Here is an 18302-nt window from a genome sequence, read left to right on the forward strand (position 1 = left end):
ACTGTAAATACAGCTTGTTGTACCGTCAACATGCGATTCACCTCCTTGTCTATCAATATTCACATCATAGACAGGAAAAGCAAAAAATATTCAGCTCACTTTATGATGTGGCTGAATAGTTACAAATTGTTTATCCGTCCACGTCGTTTAAGCGACATGTACTCGGATGGGGTGTAACCCCACACCCGCTATCCCATTGGCGAACGCCTTTGGGAATACTTTTCTCATCATGTTATATGCTCCATTGACATCTGCGTGGATGAGCGTTCCGTTTTCAGATTGAAACAGCCCACGCTTGCTTCGTTTTCCTTTGTATTGTTTTTGCTTTTTGATTTCTTCCATGTCTAAAAAACTGCATTTCGATGTATAGCTTTCTTCTGTCACGATGACGCGAATCCCATGCTGTTCGGCTTTGTACTGCAACTGATGAAGAAACGTTTGATACGGAATGTGAACGAATGCTTGATTCGTACGCTTTCCGAGATTGACTTCACGCTTCCAATCTTTATTCATCCCCACCACAATCGTATCGCAGTCTAAAGCCAACGCATGTTTGATGACAAAGGCACTCGCTTGGTGCATAAAGTTTTCTACGATGCGGTTTCGTTTTTCTGTCATTTTGCTCGTTCGTTTTGTCCAATCGAGTCCATTCATCTGTTTCGCGACTTTGCGATAGTGGCTCATTTGTTTGTTGTAGTATTGATTGGCGGATTTTAGACCTTTACCATTGATGACGATCGGTTGTTTGCCCACGTTGTTCACAATGGTTGCGAAGTTATCTAATCCTAAATCAATACTGATGTATCTGTTGTGATCTTGTTTTTGCGCTGGGATAGGAATGTTGTAAACGACTTCGACGATGATATGGCGGTGTTTTGGAATAAATCGGACTTGTTGTAGCTTCCCTTTCATGTTTGTTTTTAACCGAAACCCTTGAAAACAGGCAGGAAACGTGATGTGTTCATCGACGACTTTGCATGATTGATTCGTTAGCACAAGTACATATCGTCCGTCTTTTTTGAGATATTTGGGCGGTTTCGGTCTGCCTGTATATTTGTCTTTGTTTTTTGTCCAATCTTTCATCGATTTAAAAAATGATTGCCAATTTTGATGCAACATTCTTAACGTTTGTTGGGCACATTGAGCCATTGGAATCGCTCGATAGTCTGCATCCATCCCTTCTGTTTTCAGCAGCTTGTCTAGTTTGTTGTAAGAAAGATACGTGCCGTGTTGAAAAAACGTTTGCCTGACTTGATAGTTGGCGAAGTTGTACAAGTTTTTTGACAGAAAACAATACTCGTCGAGCATCGGATAATACGGATGAGTGGCGCAAATCATATGCCTTTCCACTCGATTCGCCATCATGATCGTTGTTCACCTCGCTTTCTCTTTTACTATACATGTTCATCAGAGAGCCATGCAATAAGATGTAAAGATAATCACAAAAGAAGTGGGATCTCAAATATATTTTATCAAAATTTTTAATATATTTTTACGATTGAATGAAAAAACAGAACCATATGCATAAATTTTATCGGGAAAATAAATGATGTTTTTGAAAAAGTTTTGAACAGAGTATTGACTTGTCCTAGGGGAGTCGATATAATGTAAAACGTAATTACGAAACAGGGATTCCTGTTTTTATTTTTGCATCTGATTCGACAAATTTCTACTTTTTCTGCATGCGGGTGTAGTTTAGTGGTAAAACCTCAGCCACGAGCGACGCATCGTCGAATAATCGACGAGTTGCCTCGACGCATCGATCATCATCGAGTAGGCGAGAAGAGGAAGAGGCATGACAGGGCGTGCTGAATGATGATAGACATAGTCAATTTAAATGCGCGGGTGTAGTTTAGTGGTAAAACCTCAGCCACGAGCGACGCATCGTCGAATAATCGACGAGTTGCCTCGACGCATCGATCATCATCGAGTAGGCGAGAAGAGGAAGAGGCATGACAGGGCGTGCTGAATGATGATAGACATAGTCAATTTAAATGCGCGGGTGTAGTTTAGTGGTAAAACCTCAGCCACGAGCGACGCATCGTCGAATAATCGACGAGTTGCCTCGACGCATCGATCATCATCGAGTAGGCGAGAAGAGGAAGAGGCATGACAGGGCGTGCTGAATGATGATAGACATAGTCAATTTAAATGCGCGGGTGTAGTTTAGTGGTAAAACCTCAGCCTTCCAAGCTGATGTCGTGGGTTCGATTCCCATCACCCGCTCCATACATACGGGGACAACGCAGTGTTTCGTTTCGAAGATGAACGGGGCATTGCGTTTTTTTATTCCGCTTGCCCCGTATATGTTATATGATGAGTTGTGTATGTGCCGAACCGCCATGAACTTGGATAAACATCTCTTTCATCGCTTGCAAGATTTGTTCACATTGTGTTTCTGTAAATGATGGAAGAAAATATACAACTTGAAGAGCATTTGTTGTTTGTTCTGTAACCATCGTTCGTTTTGAGTCGACGATTGGGCTACCGAATGCACCTTGGGCGTCTTTTGTGACGAGTTTTTGTTCAAAATTCGTTGTGCGATCATTGATGCCGATATATTCGTCTGCTTGTGTACCGATCGTGATCACGATATCTCCTATGAGATGATCTCGGTCATAAATACCGATTGGTAGTTTATAATATAAGGAAAAAAAGTTATTGACATCAGCTGCTGAATGAATGGATGGAATAAAGTTTTGCTTTTGTACACGACGAAGTAAACTTTCTGACGAAGGACGATATCGGCTCGGATCTGTACCCATTTGTTTAAAGACAGACCGCCATTCTTTTACTTCCGGCCATTCAGCTAATGGAGTTTGCTCCATATCAAAATATAACAGCTCTTGAAATTGGCGAAGCTTCCCTTTTAACATGTTAGGGGATGGACCGACAACGATTTGATCGTATGTAAGGACGCCGATTTTAAAATGAGATATGCGCTGTTTTACCGTGTCACAAATGGTTAACATATCGTTCACTCCTTTTTCTTTACATTGTAACATAAACAAAGTGGGAAGGAGGGATGGGAGATGGACGTTGAAGCGCTAAAGGAAGAAATCATTCAATATAGCCGAACGATCGGCATTGATAAAATCGGTTTTGCAAGTGCTGATCCGTTTTTTGAATTAAAAGAAAGGTTACGTCAGCAGCAACAACTTGGCTATCAATCAGGATTTGAAGAGCCTGATATTGAAAAGCGGACAATCCCGTCTTTATTGCTGTCAGAAGCACGTTCCATTATTGCGATTGCGCTCGCATATCCGTCGAAGTTAAAAAACGCACCACGAAGCACGAAAACAGAACGAAGGGGCATTTTTTGTCGAGCATCTTGGGGACAAGATTATCATGTTGTTTTACGCGATCGCTTGCAAAAATTAGAGCAATTTATTTTAGAACGCGTACCAGATGCAAAAGTGAAATCAATGGTTGATACAGGGGAATTGGCGGATCGGGCGGTAGCCGAACGAGCGGGGATCGGATGGAGTGGAAAAAATTGCTCGATTATTACACATGAATTTGGTTCATATGTTTATTTAGGTGAAATGATCACGAATATCCCATTTCCTCCAGACACGCCAATTGAAGACGAATGTGGGACGTGCACGCGCTGCATTGATGCTTGTCCAACGGGTGCCCTTGTGCAAGGGGGACAGTTGAATGCGAAGCGTTGTATTGCCTTTTTAACGCAAACGAAAACGTTTATCCCTGATGAATTCCGCGATAAAATCGGAAACCGATTGTATGGATGTGATACGTGTCAACTTGTTTGTCCGAAAAATAAAGGAAAGGACTTTCACCTTCATCCAGAGATGGAGCCAGATCCAGAAGTGGTGAAACCTTTATTAAAACCGCTTCTTCATATGACGAATCGCCAATTTAAAGAAACGTTTGGTCATCTGTCTGGAGCATGGCGTGGCAAAAAACCGATTCAACGAAATGCTATTATTGCATTAGCTCATTATAAAGATGAAAGTGCCATCGATGATTTATTGATATTAGTTCAAAAAGATTCACGTCCCGTCATTCGTGGCACTGCAGCGTGGGCGCTTGGAAAAATCGGAAATCGTAAAGTGATGCCGATGTTACAACAAGCAAAAGAGCGTGAACAAGATGAAGATGTCATTCGTGAAATTGAAAAAGCGTTAGCGATGCTTGAAAATGTGTAGTTGTTTTTCTTTCGTCTCCGACATAACGTATTAAAAAACGAAAAAGTGGTGAACGGGATGAGAAAACGACTACACGATCTTCTCGATGAACGCATTCGTCATTTTTTTGTTAGCGATGTGACGGATGAAGAAGCCGAACGGAAACGAAAGATGTTGGAGAAACGGAACGCGAAACTTATGAAATGTGAAGGGAAGGGCACAGTCATCGAAAAAAAACGGCTCGGTCCTTATACATTTGTGCGCTATATCGTTCATTTTCGTTTTGTTATTTCGCAAAATGAGTGGTTGTATGTAGAGGAACACCAAGAGATGCGTGAAGCAATATTTGAGAAAAGTGAACTTGTAGACGATCGTCTCGTTTTGCCACATGTTGAGACAGGACAAATAGAAAAAAGACAAGAACGTGAAGATGATGAGCGCGTTCGTTATACGTATGATCGATTAGCCGCAGTACGATATGCTGAAATATGGTGGAATGATTATAATCCGGCGTTTCAAAAATTCCCTGTCGATTGTACAAATTTTATTTCACAATGTTTGCATGCGGGCGGCATTCCGATGATGGGGTATCCAAATAAAACGAAGGGGTGGTGGATGCGAAAAAACGAATGGAGTTATACGTGGACGGTGGCAAACGCGTTTCGGTGGTATTTGAGCGGGTCAAAAACAGGCATTCAAGCAGTCGAAAAAAAATCACCGGAACAGTTGTCTCTTGGCGATGTCATTTGTTATGATTTTCAAGGGGACGGGCGATTCGATCATACAACGATCGTTGTCGCGAAAGATAAACAAGGGATGCCGCTTGTAAACGCCCATACGTCCAATAGCCGTATGCGTTATTGGTCATATGAGGATTCAACGGCATATACACCAAATATCCAATATAAGTTTTTTCATATTATTGATCGTATATAGGAGTGAAGAATGTGGCTTTACATGTCGTTTTATATCAACCAGAAATTCCAGCGAATACAGGCAATATTGCGCGTACTTGCGCGGCAACAGGCACATCGTTACATTTAATTCGTCCACTCGGATTTTCCACGGATGACAAAATGTTAAAGCGTGCCGGATTAGATTATTGGGAATACGTCGATGTACATTATTACGATTCATTACAAGAGCTTTTCGACAAATATAAAGAAGGTGAATTTTTCTTTATCACAAAGTTCGGAAAAACATATTACACTTCATTTGATTATAGGGATCAAACGAAAGATTACTTTTTTGTTTTCGGTCGCGAGACGAGCGGATTGCCAAAAGACTTAATTGAAAACAATATGGAACGTTGTTTGCGTATTCCGATGAACGAATATGTTCGTTCGCTCAACTTATCGAATACAGCAGCTATTCTTGTATACGAAGCGTTAAGACAACAAAACTTCCCAAATGTATTTTAAGCGACTTTCAAATGAAAGTCGCTTAATTTTTTACTTCTGGCTTATCGTTATATCCCGCTGTAAAAATGGCAGCTAAGAAGGCGAAAATAACGCCAAGTACGAGCAGTGTTTTCATATAAAATCTCCTCCTTTATGAAATGACAAGAAAATGACCACGTTTTCATTATAGCTTAATTGTATAGCGAGATGAAAGGTATACTTTTACGAATGATTACGGACATCCTTGCATACATATGGTATTAATCATGACGCTAGACATCAAAGGTGGAGGAGGTCCGTGTATGGACATTTTGAAAAAAATACAAAAATATAGAGAAGAAGAGCAAAAATTAAAGTGGGAAGGGACATTTGCGGAGTATTTAGAAATCGTAAAAGAAAAGCCTTGGGTGGCTCAGTCTGCTCACTCTCGCGTTTACAATATGATTAAAGATGCTGGCATAGAAGAAATAGACGGCAAGAAAAAATACAACTTTTTTAGCGGTCAGTTATTTGGACTCGAAGAAGCGCTAGAGCGACTTGTAGAAGAATATTTTCACCCAGCTGCCAAACGACTAGATGTTCGAAAGCGTATTTTGTTGTTGATGGGACCGGTAAGCGGCGGAAAATCGACGCTTGTGACGATGTTAAAGCGGGGGCTTGAAGCGTACTCATATACCGATCGTGGTGCCGTATATGCCATTAAAGGATGTCCGATGCATGAAGACCCGCTCCATTTAATTCCGCATCATTTGCGCGACGAGTTTTATCAAGAGTACGGCATTCGTATCGAAGGAAACTTATCTCCGTTAAACATGATGCGACTTGAAAAAGAATACGGTGGACGCATTGAAGATGTGATGGTCGAACGCATCTTTTTCTCCGAAGATAAGCGTGTCGGCATCGGGACGTTCAGCCCGTCCGATCCGAAGTCGCAAGATATTGCTGATTTGACAGGAAGCATTGATTTTTCTACGATTGCTCAATATGGGTCAGAATCGGATCCACGTGCATATCGCTTTGATGGGGAGTTAAACAAAGCAAACCGCGGTATTATGGAATTTCAAGAAATGTTAAAGTGCGATGAAAAGTTTTTATGGCATTTGCTTTCTTTGACACAAGAAGGAAACTTTAAGGCAGGACGTTTTGCACTTATTAGTGCTGATGAATTAATCGTTGCTCATACGAACGAAACAGAGTATCGCTCGTTTATTGCGAATAAAAAGAACGAGGCGCTTCATTCACGTATTATCGTTATGCCAATTCCATATAACTTAAAAGTGTCAGAAGAAGAACGCATTTATGAAAAAATGATTCGTGAAAGCGATGTGGCCGACGTGCATATTGCCCCACATACGTTACGAGTAGCCGCAATGTTTACGATTTTAACGCGTTTGAAAGAGCCGAAACGTGGCGATATTGACCTTGTGAAAAAAATGCGCTTGTATGATGGTGAGCTTGTCGAAGGATTTAATGAAGTCGATGTAGAGGAATTGAAAAAAGAACATCCAGACGAAGGAATGAGCGGTATTGATCCACGCTATGTCATTAATCGTATTTCGTCTTGTATCATTCGCAAAGAAGTACCGTCCATTAATGCGTTAGATGTATTACGAGCATTGAAGGAAGGATTAGAGCATCACCCGTCTATTTCAAAAGAGGATCGGGAACGTTATTTAAATTTCATTTCGATTGCACGAAAAGAATACGATGAAATTGCAAAACGCGAAGTACAAAAAGCGTTCGTTTACTCGTATGAAGAGTCAGCGAAAACGTTAATGGACAATTATTTAGATAATGTAGAGGCATATTGCAATAAAGCGAAAATTCGCGATCCGCTAACAGGAGAAGAAATGAATCCAGATGAAAAACTCATGCGTTCGATTGAAGAGCAAATTGGCATTTCGGAAAATGCGAAAAAAGCATTTCGTGAAGAAATTTTAATTCGTATTTCGGCATACGCGCGCAAAGGTCAGCGTTTTGATTATAATTCACACGAACGGTTGCGTGAAGCGATCCAGAAAAAATTGTTTGCAGACTTAAAAGATATCGTCAAAATTACGACGTCTACAAAAACACCAGATGAACAACAGCTCAAGAAAATTAATGAAGTAGTTGCCCGATTAATTGATGAGTATGGTTATAACTCTACTTCAGCAAATGAGTTGCTTCGTTATGTCGGAAGTTTGTTAAACCGATAAAGCATGCCGCGCCTGGCATGCTTTGTTTTATCATCGTATAAAACAGGCTTGTCCTTGAGAAAGGGATTTGAGCAATTTTCGAAATCATTTGTCAATTTTTTTCGATCATTGCATAGGATAAAGTAACCAACCATTCATTTATTATTTTTAAAAGCCAACATAGTGTATGCGATGAAAAAGGAAAATGTGCATCATTATTTTACATTGCAGGAGGGGAAAAAATGAGTAGAAACTTCATTGTGTCAAAGGAAGATTGGTCCCTCCATCGAAAAGGCCAAGATGATCAAAAACGGCACGAGGAAAAGGTAAAGGAAGCAATTAAAAATAACCTCGGTGATTTAATTACAGAAGAAAGCATCATTATGTCCAACGGTCGTGACGTCATTAAAATACCGATTCGTTCGTTAGATGAATATAAAATTCGTTATAATTATGACAAAAATAAACATGTCGGCCAAGGCGATGGGGACAGTCAAGTTGGTGATGTCATTGCGCGCGACGGTTCTGGTGACGGTCAAAAAGTACCGGGAAAAGGGCAAGGAGCAGGTGATCTTGCAGGGCAAGATTATTATGAGGCAGAAGTGTCTTTAATGGAGCTTGAAGAGGCTCTCTTTAGTCAATTGGAGCTTCCCGATTTAAAGAAAAAGCAACACGCAGATCACGTTGTTCAACATATCGAATTTAATGATATTCGTCGAACGGGATTAATGGGAAACATCGATAAGAAAAAAACAATGATGGCCGCGTTTAAACGAAATGCATTAAGTGGCAATCCGAGTTTTTATCCCATTTATCCCGAAGATTTAAAATTTAAAACATGGAATGAAGTGATTAAGCCAGATTCGAAAGCGGTTGTCATCGCAATGATGGATACGAGCGGATCAATGGGTGTATGGGAAAAATACATGGCTAGAAGCTTCTTCTTTTGGATGACCCGATTTTTGCGCACGAAATATGAAACAGTCGATATTGTTTTTATCGCTCATCATACCGAAGCAAAAATCGTAACAGAAGAAGAATTTTTTACAAAAGGAGAAAGCGGCGGAACCATTTGTTCATCAGCGTATCGAAAGGCGCTCGAAGTGATCGAAACCAAATATTCACCGACAAAATATAATATTTATCCGTTCCATTTTTCCGATGGTGATAATTTAACGTCCGATAATGCTCGTTGCGTCAAGCTAGTGCAAGAATTAATGAAAGTTTCAAATATGTTTGGATACGGGGAAGTAAACCAGTACAATCGCCACTCGACCCTTATGTCAGCATACAAACACATTAAAGATGAAAAATTTCGCTATTACATTTTGAAACAAAAGTCAGATGTATTACAGGCGATGAGAAACTTTTTCCGAAAAGAAGAACAGAAAACATTTGTTTAACCCCTTGTGTCATACAAGGTTTTTTTTTTTTTGTGAAAAAACAGTTGACAAACGGGTGGGGGTTTTGTAATATACTCATAGAGGTAATGGTAATAAATTATTTTTTTACAGTCTAATATACCCTTATGAGTATAGAGAGGTGAAAAAGATGAAACATATATTACCACAGGAAGTGGAGCAACAATTAAAAGAAGGTCGTGCACTAAGTATTATTGATGTGCGCGAAGATGAGGAAGTAGCTCAAGGTAAAATTCCAGGTGCTCGTCACATCCCGCTTGGCCAACTGCTTGAGCGGATGAATGAAATTGATAAAAACGAAGAGCATATTCTTGTTTGCCGTTCAGGAAATCGAAGCGGTATGGCTTGTCAGTTGTTAGAAAGCTACGGATACCGCGTTGTAAATATGACAGGCGGTATGCTTGAATGGACAGGTGAAATTGAACGATAGGGGGGAATAGAATGACGATTCACGTCGATCTTGTTGTTGATGCAAAGGGGCTCACGTGTCCGATGCCGATTGTTCGCACGAAAAAGGCGATGGAACAGCTACAGCCTGGTCAAGTGCTTGAAGTGCAAGCGACAGATAAAGGGTCACTTGCTGATATTCAAGGTTGGGCAAAAAATACAGGGCATCAATATATCGGCACGATTGAGGAAGGTGATGTACTGAAACATTATCTTCGTAAAGCAAATCCTACAGAAGTAAAAGAAGAAACAAAATATCCTCACGTCGTTTCTTTAGAGGAGTTGCAAAAAAAAGTAGAAAACAATGAGCAAGTATTTATTTTAGATGTGCGCGAGGAAGCTGAGTATGTATTTGGTCATATTCCAGGAGCATATCATATCCCGCTCGGACAATTAGAAGAGCGATTCAATGAATTAAATAAAGATGAAACAATTTACGTCGTTTGCCGAACAGGTAATCGCAGTGATTTGGCTGCGCAACAACTCGCTGAAAAAGGATTTACACGTGTATTTAACGTTATTCCAGGTATGACACAATGGAAAGGAACAATTACTAAAGGAGGAAATGAACAATGAAAAAACGTGTAGCTATTATTGCAGCAAATGGTGGTTTATTTGACGCATATAAGGTATTTAACATTGCAACAGCAGCAGCAGCAACAGAAGCAGAGGTAGCCATTTTCTTTACATTCGAAGGATTAAATTTAATTCATAAAGAAGCGTATAAACAATTGCCACTTCCAGAAGGAAAAGAACAAATTCAACAAGGATTTGCTCAAGCCAATGTTCCGTCGATCCCAGAACTTGTAAGCATGGCGCAAGAAATGGGTGTGAAATTTATCGCTTGTCAAATGACAATGGATGTTATGGGATTAACAAAAGAACACTTTGTCGACGGCATTGATGTAGGTGGGGCAGTGACATTCCTTGATTTTGCGAAAGATGCTGACATCACGTTAACATTCTAAGGAGGAAGAACATGAAAGCGGATCTTCTCGTTGATGCAAAAGGACTTGCGTGTCCAATGCCAATCGTTCGTACGAAAAAAGGAATGGACACATTACAATCTGGTCAAGTCTTAGAAATTCATGTAACAGATAAAGGAGCTAAAAACGATTTGTCCGCATGGGCAAAGTCAGCTGGTCATGAAATGATCGATATGGTCGAAGAAGGAGCCGTACTAAAATTTTGGATTCGTAAAGCGTAACAAGCATCGGGCATATGTCCCGATGCTTCATATAAGGAGTGAATAAGCATGGCCATCGGTTTTATTATTACAATTTTTTTAATTGGATTTATCGGTTCGTTTATTTCAGGAATGGTTGGAATTGGTGGATCGATTATTAAATATCCGATGTTGCTTTACATCCCACCATTGCTAGGTTACGCCGCGTTTAGCGCCCATGAAGTATCAGGGATTAGCGCCATTCAAGTATTGTTTGCGACGATTGGAGGCGTTTGGGCGTACCGTAAAGGTGGATATTTAAATAAAACGTTAATTATTTACATGGGAACAAGTATTTTAATCGGTAGTTTCATTGGTGGTTATGGTTCGAAATTAATGAGCGAAGGTGGCATTAACATCGTTTATGCGGTGTTAGCGACGATTGCTGCGGTGATGATGTTTGTTCCAAAAAAAGGAATTGATAATATTCCACTCGATCAAGTTACATTCAATAAATGGCTTGCAGCAGCGTTAGCATTCATTGTCGGGGTGAGCGCTGGTATTGTTGGTGCCGCAGGGGCATTTATTCTTGTACCAATTATGCTTGTTGTATTAAAAATTCCAACGCGTATGACGATCGCTACATCATTAGCAATTACGTTTATTTCATCCATTGGAGCAACTGTAGGGAAAATCACAACAGGTCAATTTGATTTTTGGACTGCGTTTATTATGGTTGTTGCCAGTTTAATTGCTTCTCCGATTGGAGCGAATGTCGGAAAAAGAGTAAACACAAAAGTATTACAGCTTATCTTAGCCGCACTTATTGTGGCAACAGCGATAAAAATTTGGTTGGATATTTTGTAAAAACTGTTGAAAAGTTCATCCTTTATGTTATAATACTTATAGGGGTATATAAAATACCGAAACATAAAGGAGGAATAACTATATGATAACGGTATATACGACAACAACATGTCCATATTGCACATTATTAAAAAACTTTTTATCTGAACGTGGCATCCCATTTAGAGAAGTAAATTTACATCAACATCCTGAGGCTGTTGATTATGTTGTTCGTTCAACAGGACAAATGGGTGTGCCGCAAACAGAAATTAATGGGCGTTGGGTGATTGGATTTGATCCACAACGCATTATGCAATTGTTACAACAATAATTTTTTTATCTATAAAAATACCCTATAAGGTATAAAGGAGAGGTGGAAAACAAATGGCAGTATATGCATTAACGGCACAACAAATCAATGAGATGATTGTAAATAAAGAACCATTTTTCTTATTTGATGTTCGTAATGAATCTGATTTTGCTGATTGGAAAATCGAAGGAGAACACATTGAATATTTAAATGTTCCTTATTTTGAACTCATTGATGGCGTTGAGCCTGTGTTAGAACGTTTACCGAAAGACAAAAAAATCGTTGTCGTTTGTGCTAAAGAAGGGTCTTCGATGATGGTTGCTGACATGCTTGCTGGAAAAGGATTAGAAGTGTTCTATTTAAAAGGCGGCATGAAAGCGTGGAGCGAATATTTATATCCTGTCGTTGTATATCAAGATAATGATATAAAAGTATATCAATTTATTCGCGTCGGTAAAGGTTGTCTTTCTTACATGGTCGTATCAGGAAAAGAAGCGCTAATCGTCGATCCATCTCGATTTATTGATGTATATAAAGAAGTGGCGCAAAAAGAAAACGTAGCGATTACACATATCGTTGATTCACATTTACACGCTGACCATATTTCTGGGGGATACGAATTAGCAAAACAAACAGGTGCGACGTATTACTTAATGAAGAGTGAAGGTGCAGTATTTGAATTTGAGCCGCTAGAAAATCATGATCGCATTGAATTCGAAAAAGTGAGCTTAGAAGTATTAGCAATTAAAACACCAGGTCATACACCAGGTAGTGTATCATTTTTCGTAAATAATAAATTGTTGTTCTCGGGGGATACGATTTTCGTCAGCGGTCTTGGTCGACCAGACCTTGGCGGAAAAGCGCGTGAATGGGCAAAAGATTTATACGACACAGTATATAATAAAGTCGCACAAATTGCAGATGATGTCATTGTCCTTCCTGCACACTATGCAAACTTCGATCAGGAAGTGAATGAACAAGGATATATTGGAAATACGTTAGGAAACATTCGTCAAATGAATGAAATCATGCAAGGGAAAACAGAAGAAGAATTTGTGGAACATGTGGCGCAATCTGCATCTTCTGAAACACCGCCAAACTTTGAAGACATTATCGCCATTAACCGCGGTGTAAAAGATGCTACATCAGAACAACAACAAGAACTTGAAATCGGTCCAAACCGTTGTGCTGTTCACCATACACACTAAAAAAGGAATTTTATTCAACCTCGCGATTCGCGAGGTTTTTTTCGATGTTGTGAAACTTTTTGGACACAATAGTCGTATATAGTATATGTAAAGGTATTCTCTTTTATTTTTGATCATTTTTCATTAAAATATAAAGCGATGGAGGGATGATTGTATGTTTTTCCACCCAATGGATTTTCTTATTTTAATCGCCTTTGCGGTATCGATTTGGGCGCAATTTAAAGTAAAAGGAAACTTTAGCAAATGGTCAGATGTACCTGCTTCATCTGGTTTGACAGGTGCAGAAGTGGCGCGTCTCATTTTAGATCGCAACGGATTATATGATGTGCCAGTTGAGCTTGTTCCGGGCACATTGACAGATCATTACGATCCAATTGCTCGAGCTGTTCGTTTATCAGAACCAGTGTATTATGGTCGTTCAATTGCAGCCGTATCGGTGGCAGCTCATGAAGTGGGACACGCCGTGCAACATCAACAAGCGTATGGTGCGCTCGTTTTAAGACATCGTATGTTTCCGCTCGTGAATTTTACATCTGGCGTTGCACCGTTTCTTCTTCTTGGTGGCTTTTTATTACAACAATTTTCATTAATTGGTTTAGGGATCATTTTATTCTCGTTTGCCGTTGCATTCCAAGTCATTACATTACCAGTTGAGTTTAATGCAAGTTCACGTGCAAAAGATTTTATGATCGCAGAAGGCATTATCCGCAATGAAGAAGAACGCGGGGTAAATAAAGTGTTAAATGCCGCGGCGTTAACATATGTTGCTGCAGCACTTATTTCGGTGTTAGAATTAATTAAGTATGTGCTTATTTTTGTACAAGGAAACAATGAAGATTAATCAATAGGAGGTGACATCCGCACGCATTCATGCGTGCGGACGTTCGTTGGACATATTTAGTTTATGGATGATTGTTTTTCTTATTGCCTTGACTGGTTTTTTTGTCGCTTCAGAATTTGCGATTGTAAAAGTGCGCCCATCGCGTATTGATCAACTAATTGAGGAAGGGAACAAAAAAGCAGTAGCAGCAAAACATGTCATCACCCATTTAGATGAGTATTTATCTGCAAATCAACTTGGGATTACAATGACATCGCTCGGGCTTGGTTGGCTCGGGGAACCGACGGTGGAACGGGCGCTTCGTCCGCTTTTTGATCAGTTTAACGTATCTCCATCATTCGCTCATGGTGCTTCATTTATTGTCGCGTTTGCAACGATTACGTTTATTCATGTCGTTGTTGGTGAATTGGCTCCAAAGACGATTGCCATTCAAAAGGCGGAAGCTATCACATTGTGGACAGCGCGTCCGCTCATGTTGTTTTATCGTGTCATGTACCCGTTTATTTGGTTATTAAACGTATCTGCACGTTTTGCTGTTCGTTTGTTTGGCTTTCAGCTATCTAACGAGCAAGAACTGGCTCATTCCGAAGAAGAATTGCGTCTTCTTTTATCAGCTAGTTATAAAAATGGAGAGATTAACCATACAGAATATAAATACGTCAATAACATTTTTCGTTTTGACGATCGTGTCGCAAAAGAAATTATGGTTCCGCGCAAAGAAATTGTTGCATTAGATATCAACGATTCCATGGATCACGTGTTGCGAACCATTCGAGAAGAAAAGTATACACGTTATCCTGTCATTGATGGCGATAAAGATCATATTCTCGGATTAGTAAACGTAAAAGAGTTATTTACTGATCTTGTTGTGAACTGCCAAGAGCGAAAACAGTTACGTGACTATATTCGTCCGATTATTCAAGTGATTGAAACGCTCCCCATTCAAGATTTGCTTGTGAAAATGCAAAAGGAGCGCATTCATATGGCCATTTTAGTTGATGAATATGGGGGCACATCCGGTTTAGTGACAGTCGAAGATATTTTAGAAGAAATTGTTGGAGAAATTCGAGATGAATTTGACATAGATGAAGCTCCGCTCATTCAAATGATCGATGACAACCGTGCGATCGTCGATGGGAAAGTGCTCATTAGTGAAATTAACGATTTATTCGGCTTAGAAATTGACGATACAGACGTCGACACAATTGGTGGATGGATGTTAACGGAGCGCTATAACATTCGTCCTGGGGAGCAAATTGAGTTTGGTAACTACGTCTTTAAAGTGATGCAATTGGATGGTCACCATGTAAAAAAAATTGAAGTGACACGTCTTCCACACAACGTAGATGTAGTAGCTAAAATGAACGAAGAGGCTGCGTTATAATAACGCGCCTCTTTTTATATGGCCGAAAATCGTTTCATCAGGTAATGCAGAGCATGTGATAATCTCTTTTGTAAATGGGTGGGGAAATGATAAGGAGATCGCATGTAACGCTTGCCGATCGATCCATGGCTTTCCTCCATATAATGTGTCGCCAACTAACGGATGGCCGATATAGCCCATATGAACACGAATTTGGTGTGTTCGTCCTGTATCAAGAGTGAGGCGAACGAGCGACACATCTTTTTGTTTGTCATATTGGAGACGTTCATAGTGTGTGATAGCTGTATCTCCTGTTTTTGATACGCGTCGTCTTGTTGGATGATGGCGATCACGGCCGATCGGTGCTTCGATCGTTCCCTTTTTTTGTTTGACATATCCATGAACAAGCGCAATATACGTTCGACGAATGGATCGTTCGGCTAAATATTTATCAAGGATAGCCCCGACAAGTGCGTGTTTGGCAAATAAAATGACACCGCTTGTATCGCGATCGAGTCGATGTACATGACGAACTTTACTGTTTATTCCTTCACATTGAAAATAGAATGCTACGGCGTTTGCTAATGTATTTGTTTGATTCGGTTGAGTTGGATGGACATCTATATGCGCTGGTTTGTTAACGACAAGCATATGATCGTCCTCAAATACAACATGAAGCGGTACGTATGTTGGAACGGGTTCGATTTGTTCTTCTTTTATACGAACACGAATGCGATCGTTCGGTGAAATGATTGTATGAAAAGGAACGATGTTGTCGTTGATGGCTACACCTTTTGTCATTCGCCATTCGTGTAACATTTTTTTAGGAACGAACCATTTCGTTTGGAATGCTTGTTCGAGCGATAAACCGCTCCATGATTTTGGCGCTTCAAACAGAAGCCAATTTCCTTTCTTTTGCACATTCATTCGTCTCACTCTTTCTATACAATAAATTACCAACACAAAAAAGAGGGGTGATGTGTTACAATTTCGTTATACATTAGGAAATGAAATGGAAAAAAGGTGAGGCAATTGAAAACCGTTTATGTTGCTACGGAAGAACAAAAACAATATATTCATTCGCTTATTGAACAGTTTTATACATGTATTTTTCCAAAATATTTTACAGACGATGAAATTGAAACGTTTCAATCGCTCGGTGTATTACAGTTTGAAGCTCCCACATATGACGGAACGTTGAAAGAGGCATTTGCGATTATTTCTGCATTACAATCATTACAAGCCATCATCGAGTTTGTTTCGTCCCATCATCGTTCAGTTCATTATGAACAGCTGTTTCAGCGCAATATTGAACAGCTAGAACAGCATGGCATTAGTTTTCCACTCACTCTCGAACATTTTTTACATCAAAAAGATGAATATGTAAGCATGTATATGAAGCCTGTTCACGCTTGGGTGATGTAAAAAAGCCTTCACAACGAAGGCTTTTTATTTAATTTGTTCAAACCATTTTCGAAATACGTCTTCTTCATAATATCCTTCTATACGTGCGACTTCTTTGCCATTTTTAAAGTGAACAATTGTCGGTGTTGCCTCGATATGATACTCGTCCCAGCCTTCTTCAAATTCAAGTAAGTTAAATTGTTTTAAGTCAATGCCCATCTTCTGCGCGAGTGGAGCAACGATCGGTGTTGTCTTTTTACAAAATTCGCATGTTGAACTGTAAAAGTAAACGGTTATCGTTTCTTTTTTGTTTAATGCTTCTTTTAATTCATCTGGTAAAATAACGTTTTGATAGTTCGGATCATCAAGAAGATCGATCGTCGCTGGGTGCAACTCTTCTTTCCCGAATGGATTTCCTTCTGCTTTTTGTTTTTGCGTATAGGACGTAATCCAAGCGAGTGCCCCAAATAAAATGATAATGATCCCACCGAAAATAAGCAATTTTTTCATTCGTCTTTCCCTTCTTTCTCCATTTTTATAAGACGATAGCTTATGATGCTAATGAAAATAAAAGCAATAAGTGCTAAAAACGGAATGGTAATAAATCCGAACCAGTTGATGTACTGTCCTGTACATGGTACAATGCCGCACGATGGAGCTGTATCACGGAAAAATGTTATTTTTTGAATGAGATAATGATAAGAAGAAATTGTCCCACCGATAACAGATAACATTAGTGTATAATGGGCGATTTTAAAATCCTTACGCACAAAAGCCATACCAAGTAAAAATACTTGCGGATACATAAAAATACGCTGATACCAACAAAGTTCACATGGGGTAAATTTTAATACTTCAGAAAAATAAAGGCTACCAAGTGTAGCGATTAGCGCAACAACCCAAGCGACTAGTAAGTAATTTTCTTTTCGAGCCATCATTCCACCTTCTTATTTTTTACTCTCTGTTCATTATAGTACATGGAAAGAAATGATGTAAATTGCGACTACATTTTACTTACATAATGAACAGTTGAACGTACACAATAAAAAGCGAAAGGGGAGGATGATATTGAATCATACAGTTGAATCAATTATGACGCGCCAAGTGGCAACGGTTACACCAGATCAATCTGTTCAAGAGGCAGCACAACTAATGAACGAGCATAACGTCGGAGCGATTCCCGTTGTTGAAAACGGAAAAGTGAAAGGGATGATCACTGACCGTGATATTACCCTTCGTACGACTGCGCAAGGGTTAACCCCTTCAACGCCTGTTTCACAAGTTATGACAAGCAATGTCGTGACAGGTACACCGAATATGAGTGTGGATGAAGCAGCGAAAGTGATGGCGAAAAATCAAATTCGTCGCTTGCCGATCGTGCAAAATAATGCCCTTTGTGGTATTGTTGCTCTAGGTGATATCGCCACAAACCAAGCTTATGATGAAGCAGCAGAACAAGCGTTATCCGAGATTTCTGAACCTTCATATCATTAAACAAGAAAGAAAGGGGCTTCTTTACAAGAAGCTCCTTTTTATTCAAAAAAGGAATTTGCATAAAAAAGCGAGAATAAG

General features: G+C 39.7%; 21 protein-coding genes and 1 tRNA gene. 17 read left to right on the forward strand and 5 right to left on the reverse strand.

From position 1 onward, the window contains the following. Positions 1 to 147: 147 nt before the first annotated feature. Positions 148 to 1365 (reverse strand): RNA-guided endonuclease InsQ/TnpB family protein, encoded by a 1218-nt coding sequence (locus tag CS060_RS05115; protein ID WP_035047261.1) that lies wholly within the window; start codon positions 1363 to 1365, stop codon positions 148 to 150. Positions 1366 to 2155: 790 nt separating this feature from the next. Between CS060_RS05115 and CS060_RS05120 the strand changes: the two genes are divergently transcribed. Then, a tRNA-Gly gene (locus CS060_RS05120) sits at positions 2156 to 2229 on the forward strand. Between the two features lie 80 nt (positions 2230 to 2309). On the opposite strand, the gene CS060_RS05125 is transcribed toward CS060_RS05120, so the two are convergent. Next, positions 2310 to 2972, reverse strand: coding sequence for a B3/B4 domain-containing protein (locus CS060_RS05125; RefSeq protein ID WP_035047259.1), 663 nt, complete (start codon positions 2970 to 2972; stop codon positions 2310 to 2312). A gap of 60 nt (positions 2973 to 3032) precedes the next feature. Here CS060_RS05125 and queG point away from each other — a divergent pair, with 60 nt between their 5' ends. The 14 genes from queG (at position 3033) to CS060_RS05195 (ending at position 15347) form a co-directional block, all read left to right on the forward strand. Further along, the gene (gene queG, locus CS060_RS05130) at positions 3033 to 4169 is read left to right on the forward strand and encodes a tRNA epoxyqueuosine(34) reductase QueG (protein WP_035047257.1); all 1137 of its coding nucleotides are present in this window, start codon (positions 3033 to 3035) and stop codon (positions 4167 to 4169) included. A 57-nt stretch (positions 4170 to 4226) separates the two neighbouring features. Beyond that, complete coding sequence (locus CS060_RS05135; protein ID WP_035048103.1) at positions 4227 to 5084, forward strand: amidase domain-containing protein; 858 nt, start codon at positions 4227 to 4229, stop codon at positions 5082 to 5084. Positions 5085 to 5095: 11 nt separating this feature from the next. After that, the gene (trmL, locus tag CS060_RS05140; protein ID WP_035048098.1) at positions 5096 to 5569 is read left to right on the forward strand and encodes a tRNA (uridine(34)/cytosine(34)/5-carboxymethylaminomethyluridine(34)-2'-O)-methyltransferase TrmL; all 474 of its coding nucleotides are present in this window, start codon (positions 5096 to 5098) and stop codon (positions 5567 to 5569) included. Between the two features lie 281 nt (positions 5570 to 5850). After that, complete coding sequence (locus CS060_RS05145; protein WP_035048095.1) at positions 5851 to 7746, forward strand: PrkA family serine protein kinase; 1896 nt, start codon at positions 5851 to 5853, stop codon at positions 7744 to 7746. 221 nt (positions 7747 to 7967) lie between these two features. Next, positions 7968 to 9128, forward strand: a complete 1161-nt coding sequence (gene yhbH, locus CS060_RS05150; protein ID WP_035048093.1) for a sporulation protein YhbH — start codon at positions 7968 to 7970, stop codon at positions 9126 to 9128. A gap of 148 nt (positions 9129 to 9276) precedes the next feature. Beyond that, a complete protein-coding gene (locus CS060_RS05155; RefSeq protein ID WP_035048092.1) occupies positions 9277 to 9576 on the forward strand; it encodes a rhodanese-like domain-containing protein in 300 nt (99 codons plus the stop codon). Between the two features lie 11 nt (positions 9577 to 9587). Further along, the gene (locus CS060_RS05160; protein WP_035048090.1) at positions 9588 to 10169 is read left to right on the forward strand and encodes a sulfurtransferase TusA family protein; all 582 of its coding nucleotides are present in this window, start codon (positions 9588 to 9590) and stop codon (positions 10167 to 10169) included. After that, positions 10166 to 10561, forward strand: a complete 396-nt coding sequence (locus CS060_RS05165; RefSeq protein ID WP_006319188.1) for a DsrE/DsrF/DrsH-like family protein — start codon at positions 10166 to 10168, stop codon at positions 10559 to 10561. The genes CS060_RS05160 and CS060_RS05165 overlap by 4 nt, the downstream gene beginning before the upstream one ends. A gap of 11 nt (positions 10562 to 10572) precedes the next feature. After that, positions 10573 to 10800: a sulfurtransferase TusA family protein gene (locus tag CS060_RS05170; protein WP_035048088.1), complete on the forward strand. Its 228-nt coding sequence runs from the start codon at positions 10573 to 10575 to the stop codon at positions 10798 to 10800. A gap of 48 nt (positions 10801 to 10848) precedes the next feature. After that, positions 10849 to 11625: a sulfite exporter TauE/SafE family protein gene (locus tag CS060_RS05175; protein ID WP_035048084.1), complete on the forward strand. Its 777-nt coding sequence runs from the start codon at positions 10849 to 10851 to the stop codon at positions 11623 to 11625. Positions 11626 to 11707: 82 nt separating this feature from the next. Continuing rightward, positions 11708 to 11935: a glutaredoxin family protein gene (locus CS060_RS05180; RefSeq protein WP_099668749.1), complete on the forward strand. Its 228-nt coding sequence runs from the start codon at positions 11708 to 11710 to the stop codon at positions 11933 to 11935. A 53-nt stretch (positions 11936 to 11988) separates the two neighbouring features. Continuing rightward, positions 11989 to 13122 (forward strand): MBL fold metallo-hydrolase, encoded by a 1134-nt coding sequence (locus CS060_RS05185; RefSeq protein ID WP_035048081.1) that lies wholly within the window; start codon positions 11989 to 11991, stop codon positions 13120 to 13122. A gap of 154 nt (positions 13123 to 13276) precedes the next feature. Continuing rightward, positions 13277 to 13963, forward strand: a complete 687-nt coding sequence (locus tag CS060_RS05190; RefSeq protein ID WP_035048079.1) for a zinc metallopeptidase — start codon at positions 13277 to 13279, stop codon at positions 13961 to 13963. Positions 13964 to 14009: 46 nt separating this feature from the next. Beyond that, the gene (locus CS060_RS05195) at positions 14010 to 15347 is read left to right on the forward strand and encodes a hemolysin family protein (RefSeq protein ID WP_035048102.1); all 1338 of its coding nucleotides are present in this window, start codon (positions 14010 to 14012) and stop codon (positions 15345 to 15347) included. On the opposite strand, the gene CS060_RS05200 is transcribed toward CS060_RS05195, so the two are convergent. Next, the gene (locus tag CS060_RS05200; protein ID WP_035048075.1) at positions 15342 to 16253 is read right to left on the reverse strand and encodes an RluA family pseudouridine synthase; all 912 of its coding nucleotides are present in this window, start codon (positions 16251 to 16253) and stop codon (positions 15342 to 15344) included. The two genes, CS060_RS05195 and CS060_RS05200, sit on opposite strands and share 6 nt — an antisense overlap. Before the next feature lie 96 nt (positions 16254 to 16349). On the opposite strand from CS060_RS05200, the gene CS060_RS05205 reads away from it, so the two are divergent. Then, complete coding sequence (locus CS060_RS05205) at positions 16350 to 16751, forward strand: YhcU family protein (protein ID WP_231563597.1); 402 nt, start codon at positions 16350 to 16352, stop codon at positions 16749 to 16751. Between the two features lie 24 nt (positions 16752 to 16775). On the opposite strand, the gene CS060_RS05210 is transcribed toward CS060_RS05205, so the two are convergent. Further along, complete coding sequence (locus tag CS060_RS05210) at positions 16776 to 17240, reverse strand: thioredoxin family protein (RefSeq protein WP_035048069.1); 465 nt, start codon at positions 17238 to 17240, stop codon at positions 16776 to 16778. After that, positions 17237 to 17665, reverse strand: coding sequence for a disulfide oxidoreductase (locus CS060_RS05215; RefSeq protein WP_035048065.1), 429 nt, complete (start codon positions 17663 to 17665; stop codon positions 17237 to 17239). Before CS060_RS05215 ends, CS060_RS05210 begins: the two co-directional genes overlap by 4 nt. Before the next feature lie 127 nt (positions 17666 to 17792). Here CS060_RS05215 and CS060_RS05220 point away from each other — a divergent pair, with 127 nt between their 5' ends. Further along, complete coding sequence (locus tag CS060_RS05220) at positions 17793 to 18224, forward strand: CBS domain-containing protein (RefSeq protein ID WP_035048061.1); 432 nt, start codon at positions 17793 to 17795, stop codon at positions 18222 to 18224. The last annotated feature ends 78 nt before the right edge of the window (positions 18225 to 18302 follow it).

Source organism: Anoxybacillus flavithermus, assembly GCF_002742685.1.
Lineage (GTDB): Bacteria > Bacillota > Bacilli > Bacillales > Anoxybacillaceae > Anoxybacillus > Anoxybacillus flavithermus_E.